This is a genomic window from Pseudomonas sp. BF-R-30, from assembly GCF_019956175.1.
GTDB lineage: Bacteria > Pseudomonadota > Gammaproteobacteria > Pseudomonadales > Pseudomonadaceae > Aquipseudomonas > Aquipseudomonas jessenii.
Map to the genome: position 1 here is coordinate 48231 of NZ_JAHBDE010000028.1, position 14016 is coordinate 62246.

The 14016-nt window shown below is 60.6% G+C and carries 11 protein-coding genes; 3 read left to right on the forward strand and 8 right to left on the reverse strand.

Features of this window, described 5'->3' with window-relative positions; genetic code table 11:
* Positions 1-3: 3 nt before the first annotated feature.
* On the reverse strand, positions 4-1830 hold the full coding sequence (locus tag KGB20_RS15965; RefSeq protein ID WP_150815127.1) for a DUF1302 domain-containing protein: 1827 nt from the start codon (positions 1828-1830) through the stop codon (positions 4-6).
* 843 nt (positions 1831-2673) lie between these two features.
* Positions 2674-3513, reverse strand: coding sequence for an AraC family transcriptional regulator (locus KGB20_RS15970; protein ID WP_090456379.1), 840 nt, complete (start codon positions 3511-3513; stop codon positions 2674-2676).
* Positions 3514-3610: 97 nt separating this feature from the next.
* On the opposite strand from KGB20_RS15970, the gene KGB20_RS15975 reads away from it, so the two are divergent.
* Entirely contained in the window at positions 3611-4528 is a 918-nt protein-coding gene (locus KGB20_RS15975) for a LysR family transcriptional regulator (RefSeq protein ID WP_154910605.1), read from the forward strand.
* A 130-nt stretch (positions 4529-4658) separates the two neighbouring features.
* On the opposite strand, the gene KGB20_RS15980 is transcribed toward KGB20_RS15975, so the two are convergent.
* On the reverse strand, positions 4659-5573 hold the full coding sequence (locus KGB20_RS15980; RefSeq protein ID WP_154910591.1) for a LysR family transcriptional regulator: 915 nt from the start codon (positions 5571-5573) through the stop codon (positions 4659-4661).
* Positions 5574-5644: 71 nt separating this feature from the next.
* On the opposite strand from KGB20_RS15980, the gene KGB20_RS15985 reads away from it, so the two are divergent.
* Positions 5645-6685, forward strand: coding sequence for an AraC family transcriptional regulator (locus KGB20_RS15985; protein WP_154862334.1), 1041 nt, complete (start codon positions 5645-5647; stop codon positions 6683-6685).
* A 146-nt stretch (positions 6686-6831) separates the two neighbouring features.
* Here KGB20_RS15985 and KGB20_RS15990 read toward each other — a convergent pair whose 3' ends face one another.
* A complete protein-coding gene (locus tag KGB20_RS15990; RefSeq protein ID WP_154862333.1) occupies positions 6832-7638 on the reverse strand; it encodes a class I SAM-dependent methyltransferase in 807 nt (268 codons plus the stop codon).
* A 171-nt stretch (positions 7639-7809) separates the two neighbouring features.
* On the opposite strand from KGB20_RS15990, the gene KGB20_RS15995 reads away from it, so the two are divergent.
* Complete coding sequence (locus tag KGB20_RS15995; RefSeq protein WP_150815249.1) at positions 7810-8187, forward strand: hypothetical protein; 378 nt, start codon at positions 7810-7812, stop codon at positions 8185-8187.
* A 3-nt stretch (positions 8188-8190) separates the two neighbouring features.
* Here the strand turns inward: KGB20_RS15995 and KGB20_RS16000 are convergent, their stop codons facing one another.
* The 4 genes from KGB20_RS16000 to KGB20_RS16015 all read right to left on the reverse strand — a co-directional run bounded on the left by KGB20_RS16000 (position 8191) and on the right by KGB20_RS16015 (position 13934).
* Positions 8191-9624: a sigma-54-dependent transcriptional regulator gene (locus KGB20_RS16000; RefSeq protein ID WP_154910592.1), complete on the reverse strand. Its 1434-nt coding sequence runs from the start codon at positions 9622-9624 to the stop codon at positions 8191-8193.
* Complete coding sequence (locus tag KGB20_RS16005; protein WP_150815247.1) at positions 9593-11086, reverse strand: sensor histidine kinase; 1494 nt, start codon at positions 11084-11086, stop codon at positions 9593-9595. Before KGB20_RS16005 ends, KGB20_RS16000 begins: the two co-directional genes overlap by 32 nt.
* Positions 11087-11188: 102 nt before the next feature.
* Positions 11189-12289 carry an SCO family protein gene (locus KGB20_RS16010; protein ID WP_411740894.1) on the reverse strand — a complete coding sequence of 367 codons (1101 nt, stop codon included), beginning with the start codon at positions 12287-12289 and terminating at the stop codon, positions 11189-11191.
* A gap of 199 nt (positions 12290-12488) precedes the next feature.
* A complete protein-coding gene (locus KGB20_RS16015; protein WP_150815245.1) occupies positions 12489-13934 on the reverse strand; it encodes a sensor histidine kinase in 1446 nt (481 codons plus the stop codon).
* Between the last annotated feature and the right edge of the window lie 82 nt (positions 13935-14016).

The window sequence follows — 14016 nt, forward strand, 5'->3', positions numbered from 1 at the left end:
TCCTTAGAAGTCTGCCTTGAAGCTGACGGATGCAAAATCGCGGTCGTCGAGGGTGCTGTAGTCGTTGGAACCGAAGAACGTGTTGTAGGCCAGTTCCACGCTGTAATCGTTCATGTAGACGCCGGTCAGGCTCACGCCCAGCGCTTGCTGGCCTTCCTGGAACGGCCCTTGCGGATCGTAGGAATAGCCCGAGACGTCATGCCGCCAGTTGACGGCCGGAATCAGGTTGATGCCTGGCAACACATCGCTGTATTCGAGGCTGGCGCGCAGGCGATACCCCCACGACCAATCGGTGGCAAAGCCCTTGTCGGTGCAGTATTGGTTGGTCACACCTGAAGCCACCGTGTTGCACAGCGTGCCGTTGCGCGGGGCGCTGCGGCCGAACGCGGCGTTACGGCCCAGGCGTTCGTCCCCGAGATCGTCGATGTGCACGACACCGGCCTCACCGAACAGGCTCAGGCGCGTGGCGCCCAGCACGTTGTCGATGGCCTGGGTGGCCGAACCGGTCAACTGCCAGACGCCCTTGCGCTCCCACGCATCGAACTGGCTGCCATTGGTGGTGCTGAAGCCGGGCGGCAACTGCAACCAGGAACTGCCCCCCGGTCCGGAAATCACCGCAACGTTGACGTCGGGCGCGTTGATCGCGATCGGCATGTTCGGCCGGTAGCTCAACTCACCGGCCAGGGAAATCCCGGTGACAGGCTCGACGCCGTTGAGGCTGATGCCGTACAGGCGAATGTTTTCCGGGAAGGCCGCCGCATAGCTCGGCCCCTGGATACCACCGGGGAAGGTACCGGGCACCGCGGTGTTCCTGGCGTTAATGGTGAAGTACGGCAACCGCGAGTGATAGTTGATGTAGTAGATCGCCGCTTCCGCATCGTTGAGCGCCGGGATCATCTGGCGCAGAGCGAAGCCGAACTGGCCGTTGTCGGACGGCGATTCGTTGCCCCGGGACGTGGCGAACAATCCAGCGGCCTGCATCTGTTGATCGGTCTGCACCTGGCTCAGGTACAGCGGCCCGCAACCCGGCTGGATCACATCACTGCTGGCGAAGAAAGTGCCGCAACCGTCGAGTACGCTGGGGCGCCAGTTGTACTGGTAGAAACCTTCGAGGTTGGTGGTGTCTGTCAGGCCGAAGCTGAAGGAGACCATCTCCACTGGCAACTGGCCCTCCTTGATTTCCACGCCGGGACGGTTGAACGCCGAGATGTCCAACGGGTTGATCACGTTGATGCCGTTCTGGATCAGCAGCGCTTCGCCCCAGGACAACACCTGGTTACCGACCTTTACGTTCAGCGGATGTTCGGCCACCTGGAAGTCTTTCCAGACGTAGGCATCGAGCACCTCGAAGCCCTTGAATTTTGACAGGTCGTCCCAGCCCGAATCGTCGAAATCCTTGAAGCGGCCATTGCCGGTTTCATAGGCATGGTCGTACCAGTACTTGAAGCGAATGAACGCGCCCTGGCCCTGGCCATCGAGACTGATATCGGTGAGCCCCTTGAACAGTTGCGAGATGGGGTCGCCCTTCTTGAAGTTCAGCCGGTTGTCGTCGGCGCTGACGCTGGTGCCATTGGCGTTTACACCCTGGGCCTGCAAGGCGTTGGCGCGGGTCATCAGGCTCTTGTCAGGGTTTTGCGTCGACCAGCTGCTGCCCAGGCTCAGGCTGGTCTTGGTCGACAGGCTCCAGTCTTCGTTGAGGTCAAATGTGGTGGCGTAGGTTGGCCCCGTCAGAACGGCAAGAATCGCCAGCGCAAGGGGTTGCGGGCGAGTGTGGCCAAGCCGGTGAAGCCGTTGGCGGACTCCGGCTGTGGCCGAGCGTTTTTTTATCATTATTAGGCTCCGGTCAGGTTTGCTCAGCCCGGACACGGTGCCCAACTATCGGCCCCGACACGCAAGCGATGGCCGACAAAAAATAATCATCGGGGAGATCTGCGGGGGGCTTCGGTTAATTTCTGAAGGCATACATATCCGTTTCTGCGGATGCGGTCACCTGTGGGAGCAAGCTTGCTCGCGATGGCGGCGTGGCAGGCGATGAGTATTTTGTGGGTGTACATATCCATTGCTGCGGTAACGGCCACTTAGGGTTCCGCCCTTACGGCAGGTCACTTGGAAAAGCCCCAAGTAACCAAAGGCTCTTGCCCCTGACATTCGGTGCCTCGCCGTGGCTCGGCATGCCCTCCAGCGTATGCATTCCCCTGTAGGAGCGAGCCTGCTCGCGAAGGACGTCAACGATAACGCGTGTTGTCTGAATGAACGCGGTGTCTGGACGTTTTTCGCGAGCAAGCTCGCTCCCACAGAAGAGCAAAGACAGAGCGGCGTACACCACGCTCTTCACCACTCATCAGGCCGAGCGTTAGCTCGCCTGCAGCTCTTGATCTTGATCCACCCGCCCCCTCGGCAGGCTGAGTGGAGGTGTTTATCCGGGGATTGGCGCGCAGCGCCGTTCGACGCAGTCGAACTCATTGCATGTAGGTCGAAGCGAAGCCGACCGGAGGGCAATGCTCCCGGATGAATACCGGAGCGAAGGAACCCCGAGCCTCAGCGAGGGGCCGTACGTAAGGGGCGAGACCTTTTGGTTCCTTTTGGGGCGTTTGCCAAAAGGGACTCGCCGTAAGGGCGAAACCATAAGCAGCCGTTACCGCAGAAACGGATATGTACACCGACCCCATCAACCTACAAACCAAGACGAAACTGCTTAGGCGTAATCCCAAACTGCTTACGAAACGCCCGAATGAAATTGCTCGGCTGCCGATACCCCAACCGCTCGGCAATCCGCTCAATCGGCTGATCCCCCGCCGTCAACCAGTGCCGCGCCAACTCCAGGCTATCGCTACGGGTGTGTTGCGCCGCAGCGGTCTGCCAGTGCCGCAACATGCTCTGATGCAAAAACCCATTGGCCCCCAGCAAAGGCTCATCGAGACTGGCCGCTGGCAGGCTCAGACACGGATGTGAACCCTCCAGCACCTCGACACCCATGCTACGCAACCACTGCCCGGCAGCCTGTTGCGGCGTCAAGTGGACCGCGACGAACACCTCGGCCGGCGCGCGCCCCAAACGTCGGGCGATGTTGCGCACCAACGTCAGGGTCGCCGCATCAAGACCAAAAAAATGCGGCGGCTGGTCAACACTGCGCAAATGCAAGCGAGCCTGCCCGTCACCCTCCTCCAGTTCCGCCACTACGTAGTTGGTCACCCGCGGCAGGAAATCAGTGAAACACGCCAGGCTCGCGCGAAGGGTCGCGGCGGAGTCCAGCAGAATGTTCAAACCCCGTAACGTGGTAGTCGCCATGCCATTGACCAGTTCGCAGCCAAACGACACCCCGGCGCCCGCACGTTCGCATTCATTCCACAGGCGTTCGACCAGGTGCGCGGGCACGTGCAGGTCCTGCCCTTCGAGCAACGACTGGCAGATGCCGGCTCGTTGCAGCAGTTGGTCCTGGCACAGTCCGGACTGCCGGGCATGGCTGAGAATGGTACGGGTGAAGGCGCTGGAAATGAACGGTTGGCTGGTCATGGCAGGTTACGGCGAGAAGACAGGCGTGTACTTATGCCAGCCCCTGTGATATCGATCCAATGCATTAAAAGTATCCGACAAATGCAGGAGACGCATGATGGACCTACGACAACTCCGCCACCTTGTCGCCCTGGCCGATTACCGCAACTTCGGCCGTGCCGCCGAGGCGATCAACCTCAGCCAACCCGCCTTCAGTCGCAGCATCCAGACCCTGGAGCGCGACCTCGACTGCGCGCTGGTAGAACGCAGCAGCCGCGAATTCCGTCTGACTGGCCAGGGTGAACTGGTACTGCAACATGCCCGGCGCCTGCTCGCCGGCAGCCAGGCCCTGCAAAACGAACTGACGCAATACAACGGCCTGACCGGTGGCGAGTTGCACTTCGGCTGCGGCCCGTACCCGGCCCAGGTGCTGGTGCCCGAGGCGCTGGCGGAATTCATCCAGGCTCACCCCGCGATCCGCATCAGCTTCCACCAGGGCGACTGGGAGCAACTGGCGGTCTGGCTTCGCGAACAGCAGATCGAATTCCTCGTGGCCGACGCGCGGTACTTCACCGGCGACCCGCAATACCAGGTTCAGCTGTTGCGCCCTAGACGTGGTCGGTTCTTTTGCCGTGTCGGTCATCCCTTGGTGCAGCAGCAGAACCTGTCCCTGCGCGCCCTGCTCGACTACGCGGTGGTCGGCACGCGAATACCGCCGATGATCCGCAAGATCCTCGCCGACGTGCAGGGCGAGGCGGACTTCAACCCGAGCGTGGAGTGCGCGCAATTCGATGCGATCCGCCGCGTGGTGATGCGCTCCGATGCGGTGGGTATAGCCACCATGGAGGCCTTGGCCGAACTGGTGGACCAGGGCCTGATCCGGCTGCTGGAGTTTACCGACGTGCCCAAGGAGGATCCCGGTCTGCAATTGCATTACGGCATCGTCAGCCGTGCCGGGCATTCCCTGACACCGGCCGCGCTGGCGATGGTTGAGGCTGTGCTGACGGTCGACCAACGTTTGCTGGCGTCGAACTAGGCGCATCTGAAACACACACAAATCCCTGTAGGAGCGAGCTTGCTCGCGATGGTGTATCAGTCGACACAGCGGTGAATGACACTCCATCGCGAGCAAGCTCGCTCCTACAGGGTTTGGCGTCACATTCAAATCACGCGCGCCGCGCCAGCGACTGCAAGGCCCGGGGTTCACCGAGGGCGCGCAGCAGGCAGTGCATCGCCTCCTCGCGGCTGCGCTCGAAGCGATAGCGCGACTCGATGTACAGCGCCAGTTTCAATTCCACGGGTTCGTCCAGGGGCAGCGGCACGTGTTGCAGGCCCAGCACGTTGGCGACCCGGCTTGGCAGGCTGATGCCGAACGGCTGGCGATCGGCGACCAGCTTCGCGGCCAGGGTGCTTTGGGTGCTCATCGCCACATTCCGGCGCAGGCCTTTCAAGCCAAGCTGCAAGTCCACCGGGCTGAGCCCGTCGCGGCGGCTCGACACCTGGATCTGCGGCTGCTCCAGATACTCCTGCAGGGTGCGCGGCGGCTCCTTGAGCGCGGCGCCATAGGCGAACACATAATGGTCGGCGGGCAATGCCTGTTTGTGCAGGCCGGCAAGCCCGGCCAGCGGTTGGTCGAGGTCGATCAGGATATCCAGCTTGCCGCTGGCCAGGTCCTGCAAGGCGTCGCGGCGCCGGGGCTGGAAATAACGCACCTGCCAATCGGCGTGGGGCGACTCGAGCAAGGCATCGAGCAACACCGGTTGCAGGCAATCCAGACAACTGACGCGCAGCAGTGGATTGTTCTGCCGCGCGGCGGGAATCATGCGCAAGCCATCGCGCAATGACTCCAGCGCTGCACGCACGTAGTCGGCCAGACGGTGGGCGACCAGTGTCGGCGTCACCCCCAGGCGACTCTTGATGAACAGCGGGTCGCCGCACAACTCGCGCAGGCGACGCAACGCATTGCTCATGGCCGGTTGCGACAGGCACATCACCTCAGCCGCACGGGTGACGCTGCGCTGCTGATAAATCGCATCGAAGGCAAGCAACAGGTTCAAATCGAGCTGGCGTAAATCAAGCATGGTCTTGCTCCGGCAAATCGCTTAACTTCGGGCAGCCTAACCAGTGTTGCGGAACAAGCTGTGAGCCCTACATGACAAAAAGCGATCAGCCACTGCGCGATCAATCGATACCCAATGCGTTCTACGCGCCGACCCTGCTGCCGGCCATCGAAGAGTTGCTGGCCCGTGGCGTGGACCGGGACAGTATCGAAGGCCTGTTTCGTCGCAGCCTGTTCGAGTTGCGCACGCCATTCATGCGCATTCCGCTATTCATGTCGCGGCGCTTCTGGGCGTTTGCCCTGGAGCAGACCGGCGACCCGCTGATCGGCCTGGCGGCTGGCCGGCGTTTCGTTTCCACCGCTACCAATGGCCTGACGTACCTGTTCGACGTGGCCGACTCACTGGACAGCGCCTGCCAGTATTTCGTGCGTTTCTTTCCGTTTTTCAACGGGCACTTCCACGCGCGGATCGTGCGCGGCGACGACAGCGTCCAATTGCACCTGCTCGACCGCGGCAGTGTGAAAAGCAGCGCGGCAACCGCCGATTACATTCTCATCAGCCTGTGCAGCATGTTGCGACGCAAATTCCTCGCCAGCGGCCTGGAGCGTGATCCGGTTCTGGGCGTCGGGCTGGTCGGCGCTTGCACGACCAATGCGCAGGAACATCAACAAGCCTTTCGCGCACCGGTGCAATGGGGGCAGGCGCAGCACTCGATCCGCCTCGATCCACAGCTGTTCGTCATCCCGTTGACGCCGGGCAATCATGAACTGGAACACACGCTGATCGAGCTGCTGGAGCAGACCCGACGCAACAGCGAACCGACCTTGCTGGAGCAAGTCTGCGACCATTTGATCGGCAACCTCGCCGAAGCCAACTGGCAGCAATTCTGTACCACCCAGCACGTGCTCGAGCGCACCGCCGCCCGACGCTTGAAGGCGTTGGGCTGGAGTTTTTCAGAGTTGCTCGACGAATACCGTCGTTACCGGGCCGAAGACTTTTTGCAGGGAACGGACCTGGAGCTGGTGGAGATTTCCGACCGCCTGGGCTACAGCGACGTGCAAAGCTTCAATCGTGCCTGCCTGCGGTGGCTGGGGTGCGCACCGGGTGCCTGGCGAACGCGGCAAGGTCGATAAAAAACACACGGGTGCGCCACGGCTGCCTTTGGTTTTTGCGTTCCCCCCATTTTGTCGTATGCAAGACTGAAGTACGACACCGAACACCTGTGCGAGCCTGCTCGCGATGGGGCCGGCAGGACCCGCACGCAATTGAGCCCAGGGCATCAGCCCTTCACCACCACCCACGTAAAACACAACGGCAACTGCGCTGCCTGCTGCTGATAGCGGTCATAGAGCTCTTCGCGGTTGGAGTGTGGGTATTCCCTGAAGTGACGGATCTGCAGCCCTGCCGCAATGGCGGCGCTGAAGAGGTCGCCCAGGGTGTGGGCGAACCAGTAGGACGGCGCGGCCGGCTGTTCGATCCTGCCTTCGTAGACGATCGGTTCGTGCTGCACGAACGGTTCGCGGCGGAAGTATGAGCTGGCCGGGCGAAAAGGATCGGCTGCCTCGGGGTCGAACATTTCCAGGAACGGATGGGTTTCGTACACCACCAGCGCCCCACCCGGCTTCAGCGTGCGCGCCACATGGCGGAAGAATTCGCCGATGTCCGGCATCCAGTTCAAGACCCCGATGGTGATCAGCGCCAGGTCAAAGCGCTCCTGCAGTCCGGCCGGCAAGTGGTGAATGTCCGCTTCGATGAATTGCGGCGCGTGGGGCGATCGGGACGCCAGTTCCCGTGCCTGCCCGAGAAAGGCTTCGGACTGGTCGACGCCCACCACGCTACGCGCGCCCATGGCGAACAGCGACAGGCTTTCACGACCGTTGTTGCAGCCTAGTTGCACCACGTCCTTGCCGTCGATACCTGTCTGGGTCAGCAAAGCGGTCAGGGTGTCGTCCAGGCAGGAAAAATCCGCGTGCTCCACGCCCTTCAACAAGGCTTGCCATTCGCTGGAGTCCTTGTGGTGACGGGCGGAGTCATTCCAGGCCTCGCGGTTACTGGCGATGGCTTGTTCTTTTGTCGGCAGTTCCATTGCACGCTCCAGGGTCCGGGTCGTCGATTTGACCGGCGAAGTCTAGATCAACCCCATCCTGGCAGGTGTTGCGAACTTGTAATCCGCGCGGCACCGACGGCTGTCCACGGCGCCAGCTATAGTTAAAGACCTTGGGGGAAGTGTGGTTAAACCGATTTAGCAGGTGTTGCCATGAAAAAGACCGACCTGACGCTTTTGCTCGCCGTCTGCCTGGGCGCAACCGCTGTCGTCCACGCGGACGACATGCCCACCACCAACTACAGCAGCGAATTCAACTATTACGGCGCCGACCAACCCTTCGCGCACCCCGTACCGCCGTCGATGAACATTGTGCCGCCGGGTTCGTACATCCCGACCGCGCCCAGGGAATTCATTCCGGTTTCAAGTGAGCACGTGTTTTCCGATTCGCGCCTGCCGACAGTGGCCGACGCCACGGTTCGGGTGTTTATCCGCTCCTACGATCCGGAGCGTGGTGTGTACGTGAACCAGGAAGTCGAGAACCCCAGCTGCATGCTGTCCTGTCTGAGGCAGGGCCCGGTGTTGCAGTGAGGCTTACCACTGGCGCTTGTCCGGACGGGCGAGGCCGAGTTTTTCGATCCGGTAGCGCAACATGTCACGGCTCAGACCCAGCAGGCGTGCCGATTTGGTGACGTTCCAGTCGGTCTTGTCGAGCATCTTGCGCACCATGTCGCGCTCCACTTCCGGCAGGTTCATGGAGTCGCTGCCGCTGAAGGACGGACGCGGCTCGCTGAACTGTGACGGCTCGTGATGAAACATCGGTGGCTCATCCATCAGGCTCAGGCAGACGTTCAACTGATGGGCGGCGATAGTGTCGCTTTGCGCCAGCAACACGGTTTGCTCCAGCATGTTGCGCAGTTCGCGCACGTTGCCCGGCCAGCTGTAGCTGAGCAGCAAATCTTCGGCCTGGTTGCTGAAATGCAGGTTCGGCTTGCCGTAGCGTTTGCCATGTAGCCCCAGGAAGTGCCGGGCCAGCAGCAGGATATCGGCGCCACGGGTATACAGTCGCGGCACCTTGATGGAAATGATGCGCAGGCGGAAGAACAGGTCACGACGAAATTTGCCTTGCTGGACCATCTGTTCGAGATTGCAGTTGGTGGCACTGATCACCCGCAGGTCGACCTTGCGCTCCTTCACTGAACCGACCCGGCGAATGGTCCGGTCTTCCAGTAGTTTCAGCAGCTTGGCTTGCAGCAGCAGGTCCATTTCACCGATTTCATCGAGGAACAGCGTGCCGCCATCGGCCGCTTCCACCAGCCCCATGCGACGATCCTTGGCGTCGGTGAAGGCGCCCTTCTCGTGGCCGAACAGTTCCGACTCCACCAGATTGGACGGGATCGAAGCACAGTTGAATTCAATGAATGGGCCTTTGGCGCGCGGGCCATCGAAGTGCAAGGCCCGGGCCACCAGTTCCTTGCCGGTGCCCGTCTCGCCTTCCACCAGCACCGGCGGCAGGTCGCTGTTGGCCATGCGCCGTTCGGCGTCGAGCAACTGGGTGATGGTGCCCTTGAGGTACGCCATCGGTGCCGACTCGCCAATCAGTGCCTGCACTCCCGACTTCTGGGCCTCGCGCTCCTGGTAAAACGACAGCGTACGCTCCATGCGATCGGTGGCCAGGGCCTTGTCCAGCAGCAACTTGAGCTCTGGCAGGGCCACCGGTTTGGTGACGTAGTGAAAGGCGCCCTCTTTCATCGCCACCACGGCGTCTTCGACGTTGCCGTAGCCGGTCATCATGATCACTTTCAGATCCGGCGCGCTGATGCGCAGCTTCTGGATCAGGTCGTGACCACTCATGCCCGGCAACGAGTTGTCGGTCAGTACCACGTCAGGCGCGAAAGAACCCAATTGCTCCAGTGCATCTTCAGCCGAGTGGCAGACGGTCACCTCGAAGTCCTTGCGCTCCAGGTAAGTCTGAATATTCTCGGCGAGGATTTCGTCATCCTCGACCAGCAGAATGCTGTGCTCCATATACCCCTCCCGTTGCCACTTTGAAATTGAGACAAACACGGGTTCCTTCCTGCTCCCGGCTGGTCAGTTCTACCGAGCCGTCAAAACGCTCCATTATTCTTTTGACCAGGGCCAGGCCCACACCCAACCCACCTTGCTTGGTGGTAAAAAACGGCTTGAAGACCATTTGCTGCTGTTGTTTGGACATGCCCTTGCCGGTGTCGGTCAATGTCATTCTCACGTCGCCGGACACCGAGGAGTCGATCTCGATCGTCAGCACGCCACCCTTGGGCATGGCTTCCAGTGCATTAGCAAACAGGCTATTGAGTATTTGCGTGAGCAGCACCTGCTGGCTGACGACCGGTGGCACGCTGACAGGGGAGAAACGCACTTCGACGTCCGAACGCTTGATCAGGGACTCAAAGGCACTCAGGGTGTCTTCGAGGGCCAGCACCAGGTCGACCGTTTCACAGTCGTCATTCATCGGCCGCAACGACACCAGCAATTCACGGACCCAGCGCGACATGCGGTCGACCTGACTGATGATGTCGCCGATGTTCTTCTGTGCGGTCTGGCTGGCGATGTCCTGGGCCAGTTCGGCGCTGGAACGGATATTGGCCAGCGGGTTGCGCAAGCTGTGGGCGACCGCCGAGGACATCTCGCCAAGGGCGACAAAGGTCTCGTTGGCGATCAGTTGTTTCTGCTGGCTCTGCAACAGCGTCGCCGCGCGTCGCACAATCCAGAACAGCCCCAGGTAAATGGCTGCCCCGCCGATCAGCGTGGCCAGCCAGATTGCCTTGAAGCCACGCTGTATACGCGCCACCAGATCCACCGGCTCCTTGTAGATTTCCACCATGGCAATCACTTTGCTTCTGTCGGCGTTGAACATCGGAATGTAGTTCTCGACGAACAGGTACTCCGGTTCGCGCAGCAAGCGCTGCTCGGGACGCTCCTCATCGATTTCGTGGTAACTGGTGGACACCGGCGATTTCATTTCGAAGGATTCATCCAGCTCAAAGTCGCCTTCGATACGCACGCCGATCAACTCGGGGTTGGTCGACCAGACCACGGTGCGGTCCAGGGAGTACACCGTCGCCAGCAGGATGTCCGGCAGATGCTTCACATGGTCAAGAAACTCAACGCGCGCGGCGGCCCGGGATACGGGGTTGACGTCGGGGTAGGCATCATCCATGCGCGGGTCGAGCATTTCACCCATGGTTCGCCCCGGGGCAATGCCGGCATGCCGGATTTCGGCCTCGCCAATGGACTGGATGAACTGCGCGGTCAGCATCGAATCGCGCTCGATACTTTCATCGACAACAAAGCGCGTGGAGATGTAACCGAGCCCTAGCGCCACCACAGCGATGATCAGAAAGCTTGCCAGGGAGAACCAGCGCAGCAAATTGAACTGCGGCCGCCAACCCTTGCGTTGTGCAACGGGAGCCTGCGGCGCAGCTACTTTTTGTTGTTCGAGTATCTGCATGGCTGTGTCCTGGGTGCTTGAAATCGAGCCTGTTCAGCCGCTTTCAGGATCAGTGTAGGTGGCATTGATAGCCACCGACTGGCCCGCGTAATTTTTTTGACACTATTGCACCCGGGGTGTCTCGGGGTGCGCGACCGAATGATGTTGTTCAGGCTCTTCATTACCACTGGCCAATGGCGCCGCTGGCGGATGTTGACGGTCGGTTTCTTCTTTCAGGAAATCGATGAGGGACTGGGCGGAACGCGTATCCAGTCGCAAGTTGGGCATCGAGATCCTGTTGTAGCGCTCGAACAGTTCCATCGCGATCGGGTCCTTTTCCGCGAGCATGCGGTCAGGTTCGCGGATCCAGCGGATGAGCCAGGCCTGATCGCGCTGATAGGTCACGCCGATCAGGTCCGGGCCGATGCTGCGCAGGCCGATGCCCTGCCCATCCAGCGGACCGAGGCTGTGGCAAGACGCGCAGCGGGTGCGAAACAGCTCTTCGCCATTGCTCGGCGGACGGATTTCGGGGGCCTCGACGTAGCTTTCCTCCACACTGGGCTGTTTCCAGTTATGCAGGGTATTGGCCAGTTGGTCGGCCAGAATCCACGGGTTTTCGAACGGCGAGGCTTTCATCCAGCGGCCCGTTGCCTGGTTGCCGACGATCAGGCTCAGGTTGTGGTCCTTGTTGCGCCCGTTATCGACGCCTTCGATGAACAGCCCCAGTTTTTTGCGCAGGTCGGTGACGTCGGCGAATTCCCCGGTGAGGAATTTCCACCCGGGCCCGACCTGGAAGCGTTGTGCATAGGCCTTGAGCACCTCGGGGGTATCACTCAAGGGGTCGATGCTGATGGAGTAGAAGAAGATGTCCTTGCCGACCCGATCCCCCAGCAGTTTCTGCACCTGGCGCATGCGCGCGGTTTCCAGGGGGCAGGAGTCACTGCACGAGGTGAAGATGAAGTTGATCACCACCACCTTGTCTTTGATCAAGTCATCGAAAAAACGCAGCTGTTGTCCGTCCTGGTCGGTCAGCAGGGTGTTGGGGAAATAGTCTGCACCCCACGGGGTGACGGCTTCAACGACAGCGGGTTCGGCAGTGGATGCCGGAGCAGGTGCAGGCGTCGACGTCGGCTGGCTGGCGACCAGCAACTGGCTGGCCAGCAAACCGGTCACCAGCATCAGCACCAGGTGCATGCCCAGGGCTCGCGAGCGTGGTGAATGCATCTCTTTTTTTTCCATCACCAGCCGCCTCGATGTGGTGAAGGGGGTTATGGTGGTTTTGCAAGGACCTCGCCAATCATGTGTTTTTTTATAAAAACGTACTAACACTCGACAAAACAGTGATTTATCAAAATCAATGTGCAACGACCGGGGAAATGACCGGGGATTGATACCCGTTATTGGGGGTAGATCATCCCCGTTTTCAGGGGGCCAGAACAAAGGACAGGCGCACAGTGGTGCCCTCGCCTTCACTGCTGTCGAGGGTCACCGCACCGCCAAATCGCTCCATGATCCGCTCGACCAGCACCAGCCCGACCCCCAGTCCGCCCTGTTTGGTGGTGAAGAACGGCCGGAAGGCCATAGTGCGCTCTTCTTCGCTCATGCCTTTGCCGGTATCACTCACCCTCACACTGACGCGCTGGGCATCGCGCGGTTCGATCTGGATGGTCAGGGTGCCGCCGCCGTCCATGGCTTCCACCGCATTGGACAGCAGGCTGTTGAGGAGCTGGGTCAGTTGTACGTGCTGGCTCAGCACCATGGGCGTCTGGTCCGGCTCGAACACCACGTTGACCTTGGCCTTGTTGATCTGATGCTCGTAAGCCATCAGGCTGTCATGCAGGGCCGCCACCAGGTTCACAGGTTCGGCCTCGTCATTGAGCGGTCGCAGGGACTGGAGCAATTCCCGTACCCATGTCGACATGCGATCGACCTGACCAATGATGTCGTTGATGTTCCCGTGTGCCGGCCCGCTGTCGAACTCTATCGCCAGCTCGGCGCTTGAACGGATGTTCGCCAACGGATTGCGCAGACCGTGGGCGACCGCCGAAGACACCTCTCCCAGAGCCACAAAGGTTTCGTTGGTGATCAATTGCTTCTGCTGCGTCGCCAGCAGGATCGCCGCCCGCCGCACGATCCAGTACAGCCCCAGGTAAATGAGACCGCCGCCCAGGGCGGTTGCCAGCCAGATCAGCACCAGGCCGCGCTCCATGCGGTCGATCAGGTCCTGGGGTTCCTTGTAGATCTCGACCATCGCCGTGACGGTGCTGCCATCGGCGTCGAACAAGGGAATGTAGTTTTCGATGAAGGCGTATTTGGGTGGTTCCAGGAACTTCTGCTCCATGCGGGATCTATCCACACCGTGGTAAGCGGTCGACACGGAAATTTTCGAGTTGAATGCCCGATCGAGGTCTTCATTGCCATTGATCGCAATGCCCATCAAGGCCGGGTTGGTCGACCAGATCACCATGCGGTCGGGGGCGTAGATGTTGACCAGAATCACGTCCGGCAAGTTTGCGATATGGTCGAGGAATTCACCACGGGCACTGGCACGGGTCAGAGGGTCGACGTCAGGAAAGTCCATGTCTTTTCGTGGGTCGAGCAACTCGCCCATGGTCCTGACGTTGGGAATCGACACATGGTGCACCTCGGCCGAGGCAATCGCCTGAATGAATTGTGAGGTCAATAGCGCATCGCGCTGCACGCTTTCGGTAATCACGAAGCGCGTGGATACCGCCCCCAGCGCCACCGCCACCGTGCCGATCACCAACATGCTGACCAGTGAAAACCAGCGCAGCAGATTGAAGGGCTCCTTGCGCGTGTTCAAGCGAACTTCGCTGTCGGTCGCAAGTACTTTGGCGATTGTGGTCATGGACACGGTTCCCGGAAACCCCCTATAGGTTTATAGCCCAGCCATGGCCGTTTGGCCGAGCCTGGGGACTGCGATACCCACC